The organism is Citrobacter sp. XT1-2-2 (assembly GCF_023516235.1).
Classification (GTDB): Bacteria; Pseudomonadota; Gammaproteobacteria; order Enterobacterales; family Enterobacteriaceae; genus Citrobacter; species Citrobacter werkmanii.
Window position 1 is genome coordinate 4,378,175 of the sequence record NZ_CP097324.1, and the last position, 14,673, is coordinate 4,392,847.

Sequence of the window (14,673 nt, forward strand, 5' to 3'; positions counted from 1 at the left end):
GCCGGATGGCGATGCTCAGCATCTTATCCGGCCTACAACCGCGCTCCCGTAGGCCGGGCAAGGCGAAGCTGCCCCCCCGGCAAACACGCTTATTCCACCCGCAATTTCACCACCGCTTTGCGTACCAACGCCGGAGCGCCGACTGCGCACAGCGGTTTATGCACTTCCCCCGGATAGAACACCACAAAGTCACCTTCGTTCAGCACCACCGTTTTCTCCTGTGCCCCTTCCGGCAGGAAGGCAATGTCTTTATCCGCCAGCCAGTCAGTTTCCGGCGCGCCCGCAGGCTGCGTACTGAAGGTCATGCCTTCCTGCCCTTTGAGCAGGATCTGAATATCCAGATAGCGGGCATGATACTCGGCACGGCGCTGTGCAAACGGCTCCGTCATATCTTCGGCAATCAGATAAAACAGGCGATCGCCATCGATATCATGCTTACCCTTTTCCGTCGCATCCGTAACATGCGTTTTAATGTGCTCAATCGCCTGACGCAGCTCTTCCGGCAGCCAGGCACCCAGGTTGTGAATATTGCCGACAATCATCTCAAACCCCTTAATTAAAACATCGTTTCATTTTTGTTGTTATACGAAAAAACGGCCTGCCATACCACTCCTAATTACCGATATTTTGCGGCAACGCATGTTTATCGCTGATAATGTTAGATAGTTGTTAACCTAACGCATCAGGTTATGCATAAACACTGCATAACTCTTACCCTCTCATTTTTCTCTTTGCTGGTAACTTGCTGGTTTTGAAAGTGTTATGATAAAACCCAGCCGTCGATCACAATTCACACCTCCCCCACTCGCTTTGTTCGCCACCATATTTATTTGGCAATAAACTGTCCCGTACAAATAATAGAATCACAGAACCGCATAAACATTCACCTCATAATAAAAAACACATAAAAATCAATTGATTATTAAGTGTATATGTTTTTAAAAATGTACATAAAATTAACATAGATAAATAACAAGACATATTCATGCGTAGCAATTCAGTTATTGTATTTATTATTTTTTAAAATCTCAGAGCCATCTCATATATTAGGAAAGCAAATTCAAATATCGAACCGACTGTGAAACAAATCACGTTTCCGTATCAAATAAGATCTAAATATAGATTCTGAAATCAGCTGAAAAATCATGACTGCAATAAATTGCATTTGCAGCCATCTCCTCTTTATTTTTTAAAATCGTATTAAAGGAATAATGATGGAAAAGCATTATGTCGGTTCTGAAATCGGTCAATTACGTAGCGTGATGCTGCATCGCCCTAATCTCAGCTTAAAAAGGCTGACGCCATCCAATTGTCAGGAGCTGCTTTTTGATGATGTGCTTTCGGTAGAACGTGCAGGTGAAGAGCACGACATTTTCGCCAACACGCTGCGCCAGGAGGGAATTGAGGTTCTGTTACTCACTGATTTATTAACACAAACCCTGGATATTCCCGACGCTAAAAGCTGGCTGCTGGATACGCAAATTTCTGATTATCGCCTTGGACCCACTTTCGCCGCCGATGTCCGCGCCTGGCTTGCGGACATGCAGCACCGGGAACTGGCACGGCATTTAAGCGGCGGGCTGACCTATGGCGAAATCCCTGCCTCTATAAAAAATATGGTGGTGGATACTCATGATATTAATGATTTTATTATGAAGCCATTGCCCAACCATTTATTTACCCGCGACACCTCCTGCTGGATATATAACGGCGTGTCGATTAATCCGATGGCTAAAACTGCCCGGCAACGAGAAACTAATAATCTGCGGGCGATTTACCGTTGGCACCCGCAATTCGCCGATGGTGAATTTATTAAATATTTCGGTGATGAAAATATTAATTACGACCACGCCACATTAGAAGGTGGAGATGTGCTGGTCATTGGTCGCGGTGCGGTACTTATTGGCATGTCTGAGCGCACCACGCCACAGGGAATCGAGTTCCTTGCCCAGTCACTCTTCAAGCATCGCCAGGCAGAGCGCGTCATCGCGGTCGAACTGCCTAAGCATCGTTCCTGTATGCATCTCGACACCGTGATGACCCACATCGATATCGATACCTTCTCTGTCTACCCGGAAGTGGTGCGCCCCGACGTGCAGTGCTGGACTCTGACGCCAGACGGGCGCGGCGGCCTGAAACGGACGCAGGAAAGTACGCTGATCCATGCCCTGGAAAAAGCGCTGGGGCTCGATCAAATTCGCCTGATTACTACCGGAGGTGACGCCTTCGAAGCCGAACGTGAACAGTGGAATGACGCCAACAACGTCCTGACGCTACGCCCCGGCGTTGTTGTGGGTTACGAGCGCAATATCTGGACCAACGAGAAATACGACAAAGCCGGCATCACCGTTTTACCCATTCCTGGCGACGAACTTGGACGCGGACGCGGCGGCGCGCGCTGCATGAGCTGCCCGCTGGAACGCGACGGTATTTAAGGAGACGTCATGGAAAATAAACCAACCCTGGTTGTGGCTCTGGGCGGCAACGCGCTGCTCAAACGCGGCGAGCCGCTGGAAGCAGACATCCAACGTAAGAATATTGAGCTGGCGGCAAAAACCATCGCCCGGCTTACGCAACAGTGGCGTGTGATTCTGGTACACGGCAATGGCCCACAGGTTGGACTGCTGGCGTTACAAAACAGCGCTTACGCCAGCGTCACCCCCTATCCGCTCGACATTCTCGGCGCGGAAAGTCAGGGAATGATTGGCTATATGTTGCAACAGGCGCTGAAAAACCAGCTTCCACAGCGAGAAATTAGCGTCCTGCTGACGCAGGTTGAAGTCGATGCCCACGATCCAGCCTTCAGCAATCCCACCAAATATATCGGGCCCATTTACGACCAAACCCAGGCCAGTGCATTACAGGTGGAAAAAGGCTGGGTTTTCAAAGCCGATGGTAAAGCGTTCCGTCGCGTTGTGCCCTCTCCGCAGCCCAAACGTATTGTTGAAAGTGACGCGATCCAGGCGTTGATCGCCCGCGATCATCTGGTCATCTGCAATGGCGGCGGCGGTGTGCCGGTCGTGGAAAAAGCCGATGGCTACCACGGCATTGAAGCCGTGATCGACAAAGATCTCTCCGCCGCCCTGCTCGCCAGCCAGCTTCATGCTGATGCGTTGCTCATCCTGACCGATGCCGACGCGGTGTACCTCGACTGGGGCAAACCCACCCAGCGCCCTCTGGCTCAGGTCACCCCCGAAATACTCGGCGAGATGCAGTTCGACGCCGGTTCTATGGGGCCGAAAGTTACCGCCTGCGCGAATTTTGTCTCTCAATGCCAGGGGATAGCAGGCATCGGCTCCTTGGCCGACGGTCCGGCCATTCTCTCGGGAGAGAAAGGCACATTGATTCGGCCCGAAACCATTGCTTACGACGCATGACCCATTTTTGCCGGATGGGCGACTGCGCCTTATCCGGCCTACATAAGGACATTCTGATGACTGTTAACTTAAAAAATCGCAATTTTCTTAAATTGCTCGACTATACCCCGGCAGAGATCCAGTACCTGATCGATCTGGCTATCGAATTAAAAACGGCGAAAAAGGCCGGACGCGAAAGACAGACGCTGGTCGGTAAAAATATCGCGCTCATCTTCGAAAAAACCTCAACCCGCACCCGCTGCGCCTTTGAGGTTGGCGCTTTTGATCAGGGCGCGCAGGTGACCTATCTCGGCCCAAGCGGCTCACAGATTGGTCACAAAGAATCGATGAAAGATACCGCCCGCGTGTTAGGCCGCATGTACGACGGCATCGAATATCGCGGATATGGCCAGGAGATCGTCGAAGAACTGGGGCAGTTCGCCGGTGTGCCGGTATGGAACGGACTGACCAACGAATTTCACCCTACGCAGATCCTTGCGGATCTGATGACCATGCTGGAACACGCGCCGGGCAAAACCTTACCTGAACTGAGCTTCGCCTACCTCGGTGACGCCCGCAATAACATGGGTAATTCGCTGATGGTTGGCGCGGCGAAAATGGGGATGGACATCCGCCTCGTCGCCCCTAAATCCTTCTGGCCGGATGAGACGCTGGTTGCCGAATGCCGTGAAATCGCCAGCGTGACAGGCGCGCGCATTACGCTCACGGAGGACGTTGAGGAAGGCGTTTACGACGTGGATTTCCTCTATACCGATGTCTGGGTCTCCATGGGCGAACCCAAAGAGGCATGGGCAGAACGCGTAAGCCTGATGACGCCTTACCAGATTAACCAGCGAGTCATCAACGCAACCGGCAACCCCAATGTGAAATTTATGCACTGTCTGCCCGCCTTCCATAACGAACACACCAAAGTTGGGCGTGAAATCGAAGCGGCTTACGGCCTGAAAGGGCTTGAGGTCACGGAAGAGGTGTTCGAGTCAGCACACTCCATCGTCTTCGACGAAGCAGAAAACCGGATGCATACCATTAAAGCGGTCATGGTAGCGACACTCGGCGACTAACCCCTGCGGGCATATGTCGCCTGACGGCATATGCCCGAGCTATCCGGAGAACATCATGGGCAAATTCAAATTTCCCAGCGCGTATACCATCCTGTTTATTCTTATTGCACTCGTCGCTGTTATGACCTGGATTGTCCCGGCAGGGAAATACCAGATGGCGATGAATGCGACCCTGGGTAAAGAAGTGCCGGTTGCCGGGACTTATGCCCCCACAGAGGCGCATCCACAAGGCATTACCGCTGTACTGCTGGCGCCAATTGACGGTCTTTATAATCACGAGACCTACACCGCCGGCGCCATTGATGTGGCGCTGTTTGTCCTGATCATCGGCGGTTTTCTCGGCGTGGTAAATAAAACGGGCGCCATTGACGCCGGTATCGAACGCGTAACGGTCAGGCTTAACGGCAAAGAAGAGTGGATGATCCCCATCCTGATGGGACTTTTCGCCGCCGGCGGTACGATTTACGGGATGGCGGAAGAGTCGCTACCTTTTTACACGCTGCTCGTCCCGGTAATGATGGCGGCCCGCTTTGATCCACTGGTCGCTGCTGCGACCGTTTTGCTCGGCGCAGGTATCGGCACACTCGGTTCGACCATTAACCCGTTCGCAACGGTTATCGCTGCCAACGCGGCCGGGATCCCCTTCACCCAGGGAATGCTGATGCGCATTCTGCTGCTGGTCGTCGGCTATGTGATCTGCGTGGTGTGGGTCATGCGCTATGCCCGGAAAGTTCGCAGCCATCCTGAGCTGTCTATCGTGGCGGATAAAATGGAGGAAAACCGCGCCCATTTTCTCGGTAGTCGCGCCAATACCAATCTGGAATTCACGGCAACGCGGAAATGGATCCTGCTGATTTTCGCCGCCGCCTTTGCGGTAATGATCTATGGGGTGGCGGTACTCGGATGGTGGATGGCAGAAATATCCGCAGTCTTTCTGGCTGCTGCGATTATCGTCGGCGTAATCGCCCGCATGAGTGAAGAGGCATTTACCAGTACGTTCATTGACGGTGCGCGGGATCTGCTTGGCGTGGCGCTGATTATCGGTATTGCGCGCGGCATCGTCGTGGTGATGGATAACGGCATGATCACTCACACCATTTTGCACAGCGCCGAAAATATAGTCTCCGGCCTTTCCACCACCATTTTCATCAATGTGACCTATTGGCTGGAAGTGTTGCTCTCCTTCCTGGTCCCATCGTCCTCTGGGCTGGCGGTCCTCACCATGCCCATTATGGCCCCGCTGGCCGACTTCGCGCATGTACAGAGGGATCTGGTCGTCACCGCGTATCAATCCGCTTCCGGCATTGTGAATCTGATTACGCCCACCTCTGCGGTTGTGATGGGGGGGCTGGCCATCGCGCGCGTTCCCTATGTGCGTTACCTGAAATGGGTCGCTCCGTTACTGCTTATTTTGACGTTACTGAACATGGTCGTCCTGAGTATCGGCGCGATGCTGTAGCTCTTTTAGCCGTCGGTATCCGACGGCTTTTTTGATCGTTCTCTCGTTTTTCTGCACAACCGCCCGTTTGAGCCGTTATTGATACTGCAAATGTGGTGAATTTCGCCATCGCATTGATACAGATAAGAAATATAAGGTGATTTTATGAAGGAATTCGATGATTACTCTGCCAAAGAGCAAAAACAGCTGGCGATGTGTCAGCGCCTGATTAGCGAAAAAAGCTACCTGTCCCAGGAAGCGCTGCGCCGCGATCTGCAAAGCCACGGCTTTACCAGTATTAGTCAGTCGACGGTGTCTCGTTTGCTGAAGTTGCTTGGGGCCATAAAAATAAGAAATACAAAAGGGCAAAAAATTTATTCTGTCAATCCTCAGTCACGACCCGCTCCTGATGCGGCGCGATCGATCGCTGAAATGGTGGTCAGCATAGAACACAATAGCGAGTTTATCCTCATTCACACCGCTGCAGGATATGGTCGCGCGGTTGCCAGAATCCTCGATTATCACGCCTTGCCGGAAATTCTGGGCGTCATTGCCGGCAGCAGTATCGTCTGGGTCGCGCCGCGCGTCGTGCAGCGAACGGGCCTGGTTCACAAGCAGATTAATTATCTCTTTAAAATGAATTAAAATTCAGAAGAACCGTTTGCGATGAATAAATCGTGCATTTTTCGCTTGATCCCATAACGTAGCTGAGTATAATCGCGGACAATTTGCCGGGAGGATGTATGGTTCAGTGTGTACGACATTTTGTCTTACCGCGTCTGAAAAAGGACGCTGGCCTGCCGTTTTTCTTTCCGTTGATCACCCATTCCGAGCCCCTCAATTGAGGGGCTTTTTTTTTGCCCAGGCGTCAGGAGATAAACATGGCTAACCCGCTCTATCAAAAACACATCATTTCCATAAACGACCTCAGCCGCGATGACCTCAATCTGGTCCTCTCAACGGCGGCGAAATTAAAAGCGAACCCACAACCGGAGCTGTTAAAGCATAAGGTCATCGCCAGTTGCTTCTTTGAGGCGTCCACCCGCACCCGTCTATCCTTTGAAACTTCTATGCACCGTCTGGGCGCCAGCGTGGTAGGTTTCTCTGACAGCAGCAACACGTCTCTGGGCAAAAAAGGCGAAACGCTGGCTGACACCATTTCCGTCATCAGCACCTATGTCGACGCCATCGTCATGCGTCATCCGCAGGAAGGCGCCGCGCGTCTGGCAACAGAATTCTCTGGTAACGTTCCGGTTCTTAACGCGGGCGACGGCTCTAACCAGCATCCAACCCAAACGCTGCTGGATCTGTTTACCATTCAGGAGACACAGGGCCGCCTGGACAATCTGCAAATCGCCATGGTGGGTGATCTGAAATATGGCCGCACCGTCCACTCTTTAACCCAGGCGCTGGCGAAGTTTGAAGGCAACCGCTTCTACTTCATCGCCCCGGATGCGCTGGCCATGCCGCAGTACATTCTGGATATGCTGACTGAAAAGGGCATCGCCTGGAGCCTGCATGGCACTATCGAAGAGGTGATGGCGGAAGTCGATATCCTCTACATGACCCGCGTACAAAAAGAGCGTCTGGACCCATCCGAATACGCCAACGTGAAAGCACAGTTTGTCCTGCGCGCCAGCGACCTGAACGGCGCCAGAGCCAATATGAAGGTACTACATCCGCTGCCGCGTATTGATGAAATCACCACCGACGTCGATAAGACGCCGCACGCCTGGTATTTCCAGCAGGCTGGCAACGGCATCTTCGCCCGCCAGGCGTTACTGGCACTGGTACTGAATAGCGAACTGGCACTGTAAGGGAGAAAAAGAGATGACACACGATAACAAACTGCAGGTTGAAGCCATCAAACGTGGCACCGTGATTGACCATATTCCCGCACAGGTTGGTTTTAAATTGCTGACGCTGTTCAAGCTGACAGAAACCGACCAGCGAATCACCATCGGTCTGAATCTGCCGTCCGGTGAGATGGGTCGTAAGGACCTGATTAAAATTGAAAATACCTTCCTGACCGACGAGCAGGTCAACCAGCTCTCTCTGTACGCGCCGCAGGCAACGGTGAACCGCATTGATAATTACGACGTGGTGGGTAAATCACGTCCGAGTCTGCCAGAGCGCATCGACAACGTGCTGGTGTGTCCGAACAGCAACTGCATCAGTCATGCTGAGCCGGTTTCTTCCAGTTTTGCAGTGAAAAAGCGTGCTGATGACATCGCACTCAAATGCAAATACTGTGAAAAAGAGTTTTCGCATTATGTGGTGCTGGCCAACTAATTAGGGTTGGTTATGAGATCCCTGCTCCCTATAATGAGTGGGAACATTCTATTACCGCTGTAATTCAGGAGAAATCATGAGCAAGACTATCGCGACGGAAAATGCACCAGCAGCAATCGGCCCATACGTACAGGGTGTTGACCTGGGTAGCATGGTAATCACTTCCGGTCAGATCCCGGTCGATCCGAAAACCGGCGCCGTAGCGGAAGACGTGTCCGCTCAGGCGCGTCAGTCGCTGGAAAACGTAAAAGCTATCGTTGAAGCAGCAGGTCTGAAAGTGGGCGACATCGTTAAAACGACCGTCTTCGTGAAAGACCTGAACGATTTCGCTACCGTCAACGCCACCTACGAAGCGTTCTTCACCGAGCACAACGCGACCTTCCCGGCGCGTTCTTGCGTGGAAGTTGCTCGTCTGCCGAAAGACGTGAAAATCGAGATTGAAGCGATCGCCGTTCGTCGCTAAACCACCTTGTGCCGGATGGCGGCTTCGCGTAATCCGGCCTATGCAAGCGTAGTTTGTAGGCCCGGTAAGCGCGAGCGCCACCGGGCATTTATCACATCACGCCAAACAGTTTCGGCAGGAATAGCGAAATCGCCGGAATGTACGTCACCAGCATCAGCACCAGGAACAGCACCAGGTAGAATGGCAGCATCGCCTTCACCACCTGCTCGATTTTCTGCTTACTCACCGCACTGGCCACAAACAGCACCGACCCCACCGGCGGCGTAATCAGGCCGATCCCTAAGTTCACCAGCATGATCATGCCAAAATGGACCGGATCAATGCCGAGCGCGTTGGTCACCGGTAGTAGCACTGGCGTCAGGATCAGGATCAGCGGCGCCATGTCCATCAGCGTACCGATCAGCAGCAGCATGATGTTAATGCACATCAGGATGACATATTTGTTATCCGAGATGCTGGTGAAGGCTTCGGTAATCCGCATCGGCAACTGCATATAGGTCATGACGGCCCCAAACGCGGCGGCAAAGCCTATCAGGATCATCACGATAGTGACCGTCTTCACCGTGCGGAACATCAGCTTCGGCAGCTCAGACCATTTATAGTCACGATAGATAAACATGGTGACAAAGAAGGCCCACAGACAGGCAATCGCCGCGGATTCCGTTGCGGTAAAGATACCTGACAGGATCCCGCCCATGATGATCACCACCGTCATTAATCCCCACAGCGTATCGACGAAAATCTTCAGCGCCTGGCGAAACGGTACGCGCTCCCCTTTTGGATAACCGCGTTTATGGGCAAAAGCCACGCACATCACCATCAGGCTAAAGCTCAGCAACAGGCCCGGCAGGATCCCGGCGATGAACAGCGCGGCAATCGACACCGTCCCGCCCGTTGCCAGCGAGTAGATAACCGAGTTATGGCTGGGCGGCGTGAGGATCGCCTGCACCGAGCCGCTGGCGGTTACCGCCGCGGCAAAGTCGCGCGGGTAGCCTTTTTTGTCCATCTCCGGGATCATCACTGAACCGATAGAAGCGGTATCAGCCACCGACGATCCTGAAATTGCGCCAAAAAAGGTCGAGGCGACGATATTTACCAGCGACAGCCCGCCGCGGATAAAGCCAACGAAAATATAGGCAAAATTCACCAGGCGGCGCGCGATCCCCCCTTCCGCCATGATTGCCCCGGCCAGAATAAAGAATGGGATCGCCAGCAGCGAAAACTTGTTTACTCCGCTGGTCAGTTGGATCATCACGGCTTCCAGCGGAATATCAATATACCAGGCTCCAATGATGGCGCTAATGCCAACCGCGTACGCTACCGGTACCCCAATCGCCAGCATAATGCCAAGCGTAAAGACGAGAATAAATGCATCCATCTGCTTTCCTTAATGAAATGGGGGCGGTAACTAGCTGGTTGAACCCAGCATGACAACGGGACGTTGATATTGCGGGCCGCGGAAAATCTTTTCTGCGATAAACAGCAGCGTGATGGCGGAGCCAATCGGCAACGGCAGATAGTTTTGCCCGGCGCTTAAAAGCGGGAATTCCGCGACAGGCTGGTCCCACAGCTCAAGACACAGATTGATTCCATACCAGAGAATAAACAGGCTGATCGCCACCAACATGATATCTGCGACAATCGAGCAGTAACGACGGGCGGACTCCCCCAGACGGTCAATCACCATGCTCACCGCGATATGCGAACCTGCGCGATAGCTCACCGCCGCGCCAATAAAGGTGAACGTCACCATACAAAGAATGGCGACCGGTTCAGGCCATGACAGGGCATTGTTCAGGACATAGCGTGCGAATATGCCAATTGGGATAATGGCGACCATAACCAATAATGCGACACCGGCAATCCACATAGAGACCCGATAAAGAAAATCCATTACCGATGAATAACATTCACCCATAATTATCACCTCGAATTAATCAAAAGACTCAGGCTGAGGATTGCTCCCCTCCGCCTGATGAATTACTTCATATCCTGAATACGTTTGATCAAATCCTGGTGGTCTTTACCGTAATTATCCCGCACTGACTGCGTGGCTTTATAGAAATAGTCCGTATCAATATCGTGGAACTGAACGCCATTGGCTTTCATAGTTTCCAGAGATTTCGCATTATATTCTTGCCAAAGTTTGCGTTGTTCAACCTGCGCTTCTTTGGCGAGCTTAATAATGAGTTCCTGGTCTTCTTTTTTCAATTTATCCCATTTGGCTTTGGAAAACAGAAAAAGCTCAGGAATAATAAAGTGTTTGCTCCAGGTATAGTTTTTAACGACCGGTAAATAGTTGTGCGCAACAAATGTTGGCGGGTTATTTTCCGTACCATCAATAACGCCGGTCTGCATACCGCTAAACACTTCGCTGACGCCCATCACGATAGAGTTAGCGCCCATCGCCTTTAAGGTATCCAGCGCTATCGGACTCGCCTGAACGCGGATTTTCATACCGTGTAAATCTTCCGGTTTCACCACCGGATTTTTGGTAATCAGGTTGCGCGTCCCGGCGTCCATCCAACCCAGGAATACCAGCCGCGATTTCGTATTGGCCGTCAGGCGGTCGCCAATCTCCTGACCGATCATGCCGTCAAGGACCTTATGCATATGGTCTTCATCGCGAAAGATATACGGCAGGGTAAATACGTTAATTTCAGGAAGAATGGCGGCAACAGGCGTCATTGAGACGCGAATAATATCGATAGCGCCTAATTGCGCCTGCTCAATCATCTGTTTTTCATCACCTAACACGCCACCTGGAAATGTTTTAATCTCCAGACGGCCATCGGTCGCGGCGCTGAGTTTCTCCCCCATATGTTTCACTGCGACGACGTTCGGGTAATCAGCCGGATGCACATCCGCGGCGCGAAAAGTTTGTGCCAGCGTTGCATGACTCGCCAGTAATACGGACGCGCCAATACACAGACTTAACAGGTTTTTTGTCAGTTTCATTTGTCCTTCTCCAGAAGTTCATAATATCCATTAACAGGAATAGCTTGCAGAGCAAATGACTGCCGGAATTAAAACGGGCAGCGAGAAACTTTCTTAACGACGTTACCTGCGCAGACTAGCTGGTGTAACAATTTATTTCGATGACTGCGTTCACAAAAAATCGCAGACGCTAATAATTTTTAGCACAGTGTTTCATTTTTGCAACGCAGATCGTTTTATTGATAAAAAAGCAACGCAAAGAAGGCGATTTGATACTAATTCCCTCAGCTAGCATTTCAATAAAAATAAAACACTACGATTTCGCGAGAATATCTTTCGAATGAAAAAGAGAAATGCAGGATGGTATTTACACCATCCTGCTGAGAAGTTTGATGTTTACTGCCAACCGTAGCGACGGCTATAAAAACCTTTCACTAATTGGGTCAATGTCATGTAGCCCGCCAGAATCGCAATCAGCCACGGGAAGTAGCTCAGCGGCAGCGCCTGCAATTGCAGATAGCTGGCCAGCGGCGAGAACGGCAATGCAATGCCCACCACCATCACGACCAGCGTCATTAGCATCAGCGGCCATGCGGCGCGACTTTGGATAAACGGCACGCGACGGGTACGGATCATATGCACAATCAGCGTTTGCGACAGCAGGCCCACCACGAACCAGCCCGACTGGAACAACGTCTGATGCTCTGGCGTATTGGCATGGAAGACAAACCACATCAGGCAAAAGGTCAGAATGTCAAAGATCGAGCTGATCGGCCCAAAGAAGATCATAAAGCGGCCCAGTTCGGCGGGATTCCAACGCTGGGGCTTTTTGATCTGCTCTTCGTCGACGTTATCAAACGGAATCGCCACCTGGGATACATCATACAGCAGGTTCTGAATCAGTAAGTGCAGCGGCAACATCGGCAGGAACGGTAAAAAGGCGCTCGCCACCAGCACGCTAAACACGTTACCGAAGTTAGAACTGGCCGTCATTTTGATGTACTTCAACATGTTAGAAAAAGTACGGCGTCCTTCGATCACCCCTTCTTCCAGCACCATCAGGCTTTTTTCCAGCAGGATAATATCCGCCGCTTCACGTGCAATATCGACCGCGCCATCAACAGAGATACCGATGTCCGCCGCGCGCAGCGCCGGAGCGTCGTTGATGCCATCGCCCATAAAGCCAACTACGTGACCTTCACGCTTGAGCAGCGTGACAATGCGCTCTTTGTGCATCGGCGTCAGGCGGGCAAACAACGTGGTGCGCTGAGCAAGCGTTGCCAGTTCGTCATCGCTTAACCCTTCAATGCTGCTGCCAATCACCACATCGCCCGCATCCAGCCCCACTTCATGGCACACTTTTGCCGCCACCAGCTCGCTATCGCCGGTGAGAATTTTCACCGTAATACCGCTGGCTTTCAGCGCCTTCAGCGCCGGCGCGGTGGTCTCTTTCGGCGGATCGAGGAACGCGATATAGCCTTCGAGGATCAGATCCGACTCATCAATACGCTGGTAATCACCTTCACGCGCGGGCAGGTACTTGGTGGCCACCGCCACTACGCGCAGCCCCTGACGGTTCAGCGTATCGGTAACGCGTTTCACCCGACGCAGCATGCCCTCATCCAGGGGGACAATCTCGCCGTTGTGGCGCACCTGGGTGCAGACGCTGAGGATCTCCTGCAGCGCGCCTTTGCACACCAGGTGGTGCACATCCGTTTCTTCCGCCACCACCACCGACATGCGGCGACGTTCAAAATCAAACGGAATCTCATCGATTTTCTGCCAACGGGTAGAAAGCTGGCGGGCAGATTCCTCATCCACGCCTTCCAGTACCGCCGTATCCAGCAGATTCTTCAGCCCGGTCTGGTAATGGCTGTTCAGCCACGCGGAATGCAGAACGTGCTCGCTGGGTTTTCCAGAGATATCAGTATGATTCTCCAGCACAATTTTATCCTGCGTCAGGGTCCCGGTTTTATCGGTGCACAGGATATCCATCGCGCCAAAGTTCTGGATGGCATCAAGGTGCTTGACGATGACTTTCTGTTTAGACAGCTTCACCGCCCCGCGCGCCAGCGTCGAGGTGACGATCATCGGCAGCATTTCTGGGGTCAGCCCCACCGCAACAGACAGCGCAAACAGCGCCGCCTCCCACCAGTCGCCTTTGGTATAGCCGTTAATGATGAGCACAATGGGTGCCATCACCAGCATAAAGCGGATCAGCAACATGCTGACGCGGCTGATCCCTTTCTGGAAGGCATTCTGCTCGCTTTCCTGCTCGCTGACGCGCCCCGCCAGTTGCCCGAACCAGGTATTGGCTCCGGTCGAAATCACGATAGCCTGCGCCGTGCCGCTCACCACATTGGTCCCCATAAAGCACAGCGTATCGCACTCCAGCGGGTTGCTTTGCTGCGGGTCGCGGCTGGTTGCGACTTTCTCCACGGGCAGCGATTCACCGGTCAGCGAAGCCTGCGCCACAAACAGATCGCGCGCCTGGACGATACGTAAATCCGCCGGGATCATATCCCCTGCCGCCAGCTTGATGACATCACCGGGTACCAACTGGTCAATTGGCAGTTCAACCCAACCGTTCTCGCCTTTTTCGTTGATAACGCGCAGCACCGTGGCGGTGTTGCTGACCATCGCTTTTAGCGCATCTGCCGCTTTGGTGGAACGCGCCTCCTGCACAAAATTCAGCAGCGTCGAGATGGCGACCATCAGCGCGATTACGCCAGCAGCAAACAGATCCTCAGTGGCATAGGAAATGGCGCCAAGAATGGTCAGCAGAATATTAAACGGATTGCGGTAGCAGACCCACAGATGCACCCACCACGGCGACGGCTTCTGCGCCGGCAACTGGTTTTCGCCATGGATTTCGCGGGCGCTCTCGACCTCTGCGGCGTTTAATCCTTCCGGATGTGCGCCAAACGTTTTCCACAGCGCGGCTTCGTCCATCAGCGCCATTTTCAGGCAATGTTCGCTCAGCGAGGGCGGGATCGGTGTGCTGGCAACGGTCTGCGCATTGGGCAACGGGTCGCGATGCACCAGACGATGTGGTAAATGGCGGTTAAGCCGGGCAAACAGCTGGCGAGTCATATTTTTGAACAT

Annotated in this window: 15 protein-coding genes; 9 read left to right on the forward strand and 6 right to left on the reverse strand. The window is 52.7% G+C overall.

The window, feature by feature from the left end; genetic code table 11:
• Positions 1–89: 89 nt before the first annotated feature.
• Positions 90–542 (reverse strand): YhcH/YjgK/YiaL family protein, encoded by a 453-nt coding sequence (locus M4I31_RS20840; protein WP_038636759.1) that lies wholly within the window; start codon positions 540–542, stop codon positions 90–92.
• A gap of 672 nt (positions 543–1,214) precedes the next feature.
• Between M4I31_RS20840 and arcA the strand changes: the two genes are divergently transcribed.
• The 5 genes from arcA (at position 1,215) to M4I31_RS20865 (ending at position 6,521) form a co-directional block, all read left to right on the forward strand.
• A complete protein-coding gene (gene arcA, locus M4I31_RS20845; RefSeq protein ID WP_085048408.1) occupies positions 1,215–2,435 on the forward strand; it encodes an arginine deiminase in 1,221 nt (406 codons plus the stop codon).
• A gap of 9 nt (positions 2,436–2,444) precedes the next feature.
• Complete coding sequence (arcC, locus tag M4I31_RS20850) at positions 2,445–3,377, forward strand: carbamate kinase (protein ID WP_038636753.1); 933 nt, start codon at positions 2,445–2,447, stop codon at positions 3,375–3,377.
• Between the two features lie 56 nt (positions 3,378–3,433).
• Positions 3,434–4,438, forward strand: coding sequence for an ornithine carbamoyltransferase (argF, locus tag M4I31_RS20855; protein WP_085048409.1), 1,005 nt, complete (start codon positions 3,434–3,436; stop codon positions 4,436–4,438).
• Between the two features lie 55 nt (positions 4,439–4,493).
• The gene (locus tag M4I31_RS20860) at positions 4,494–5,897 is read left to right on the forward strand and encodes a YfcC family protein (RefSeq protein ID WP_038636748.1); all 1,404 of its coding nucleotides are present in this window, start codon (positions 4,494–4,496) and stop codon (positions 5,895–5,897) included.
• A 144-nt stretch (positions 5,898–6,041) separates the two neighbouring features.
• On the forward strand, positions 6,042–6,521 hold the full coding sequence (locus tag M4I31_RS20865) for an arginine repressor (RefSeq protein WP_038636746.1): 480 nt from the start codon (positions 6,042–6,044) through the stop codon (positions 6,519–6,521).
• Here M4I31_RS20865 and M4I31_RS20870 read toward each other — a convergent pair.
• On the reverse strand, positions 6,518–6,640 hold the full coding sequence (locus tag M4I31_RS20870) for a hypothetical protein (protein WP_087857458.1): 123 nt from the start codon (positions 6,638–6,640) through the stop codon (positions 6,518–6,520). The two genes, M4I31_RS20865 and M4I31_RS20870, sit on opposite strands and share 4 nt — an antisense overlap.
• Here M4I31_RS20870 and pyrL point away from each other — a divergent pair.
• The 4 genes from pyrL (at position 6,620) to ridA (ending at position 8,631) form a co-directional block, all read left to right on the forward strand.
• Positions 6,620–6,721 (forward strand): pyr operon leader peptide, encoded by a 102-nt coding sequence (gene pyrL / locus M4I31_RS20875; RefSeq protein WP_003025819.1) that lies wholly within the window; start codon positions 6,620–6,622, stop codon positions 6,719–6,721. The genes M4I31_RS20870 and pyrL overlap by 21 nt on opposite strands.
• Positions 6,722–6,757: 36 nt before the next feature.
• Complete coding sequence (gene pyrB / locus M4I31_RS20880; RefSeq protein ID WP_085048410.1) at positions 6,758–7,693, forward strand: aspartate carbamoyltransferase; 936 nt, start codon at positions 6,758–6,760, stop codon at positions 7,691–7,693.
• A 13-nt stretch (positions 7,694–7,706) separates the two neighbouring features.
• Complete coding sequence (gene pyrI / locus M4I31_RS20885; RefSeq protein ID WP_069324772.1) at positions 7,707–8,168, forward strand: aspartate carbamoyltransferase regulatory subunit; 462 nt, start codon at positions 7,707–7,709, stop codon at positions 8,166–8,168.
• 76 nt (positions 8,169–8,244) lie between these two features.
• Positions 8,245–8,631, forward strand: a complete 387-nt coding sequence (gene ridA / locus M4I31_RS20890; protein ID WP_000047544.1) for a 2-iminobutanoate/2-iminopropanoate deaminase — start codon at positions 8,245–8,247, stop codon at positions 8,629–8,631.
• 91 nt (positions 8,632–8,722) lie between these two features.
• Here ridA and M4I31_RS20895 read toward each other — a convergent pair whose 3' ends face one another.
• From M4I31_RS20895 to mgtA, 4 genes are all read right to left on the reverse strand, one after another.
• Positions 8,723–10,009, reverse strand: a complete 1,287-nt coding sequence (locus M4I31_RS20895) for a TRAP transporter large permease (protein ID WP_003839607.1) — start codon at positions 10,007–10,009, stop codon at positions 8,723–8,725.
• 30 nt (positions 10,010–10,039) lie between these two features.
• Entirely contained in the window at positions 10,040–10,549 is a 510-nt protein-coding gene (locus M4I31_RS20900; protein WP_038636733.1) for a TRAP transporter small permease, read from the reverse strand.
• Positions 10,550–10,611: 62 nt separating this feature from the next.
• Positions 10,612–11,589 (reverse strand): TRAP transporter substrate-binding protein, encoded by a 978-nt coding sequence (locus tag M4I31_RS20905; RefSeq protein ID WP_085048411.1) that lies wholly within the window; start codon positions 11,587–11,589, stop codon positions 10,612–10,614.
• 375 nt (positions 11,590–11,964) lie between these two features.
• A complete protein-coding gene (mgtA, locus tag M4I31_RS20910) occupies positions 11,965–14,673 on the reverse strand; it encodes a magnesium-translocating P-type ATPase (RefSeq protein WP_069324770.1) in 2,709 nt (902 codons plus the stop codon).

Excerpts from the sequence above, each read along its gene's own strand:
- M4I31_RS20840 (WP_038636759.1), bottom strand. The coding sequence starts at position 542 with ATGATTGTCGGCAATATTCACAACCTGGGTGCCTGGCTGCCGGAAGAG.
- arcA (WP_085048408.1), top strand. The coding sequence starts at position 1,215 with ATGGAAAAGCATTATGTCGGTTCTGAAATCGGTCAATTACGTAGCGTG.
- arcC (WP_038636753.1), top strand. The coding sequence starts at position 2,445 with ATGGAAAATAAACCAACCCTGGTTGTGGCTCTGGGCGGCAACGCGCTG.
- argF (WP_085048409.1), top strand. The coding sequence starts at position 3,434 with ATGACTGTTAACTTAAAAAATCGCAATTTTCTTAAATTGCTCGACTAT.
- M4I31_RS20860 (WP_038636748.1), top strand. The coding sequence starts at position 4,494 with ATGGGCAAATTCAAATTTCCCAGCGCGTATACCATCCTGTTTATTCTT.
- M4I31_RS20865 (WP_038636746.1), top strand. The coding sequence starts at position 6,042 with ATGAAGGAATTCGATGATTACTCTGCCAAAGAGCAAAAACAGCTGGCG.
- pyrL (WP_003025819.1), top strand. The coding sequence starts at position 6,620 with ATGGTTCAGTGTGTACGACATTTTGTCTTACCGCGTCTGAAAAAGGAC.
- M4I31_RS20870 (WP_087857458.1), bottom strand. The coding sequence starts at position 6,640 with ATGTCGTACACACTGAACCATACATCCTCCCGGCAAATTGTCCGCGAT.
- pyrB (WP_085048410.1), top strand. The coding sequence starts at position 6,758 with ATGGCTAACCCGCTCTATCAAAAACACATCATTTCCATAAACGACCTC.
- pyrI (WP_069324772.1), top strand. The coding sequence starts at position 7,707 with ATGACACACGATAACAAACTGCAGGTTGAAGCCATCAAACGTGGCACC.
- ridA (WP_000047544.1), top strand. The coding sequence starts at position 8,245 with ATGAGCAAGACTATCGCGACGGAAAATGCACCAGCAGCAATCGGCCCA.
- M4I31_RS20895 (WP_003839607.1), bottom strand. The coding sequence starts at position 10,009 with ATGGATGCATTTATTCTCGTCTTTACGCTTGGCATTATGCTGGCGATT.
- M4I31_RS20900 (WP_038636733.1), bottom strand. The coding sequence starts at position 10,549 with ATGGGTGAATGTTATTCATCGGTAATGGATTTTCTTTATCGGGTCTCT.
- M4I31_RS20905 (WP_085048411.1), bottom strand. The coding sequence starts at position 11,589 with ATGAAACTGACAAAAAACCTGTTAAGTCTGTGTATTGGCGCGTCCGTA.
- mgtA (WP_069324770.1), bottom strand. The coding sequence starts at position 14,673 with ATGTTCAAAAATATGACTCGCCAGCTGTTTGCCCGGCTTAACCGCCAT.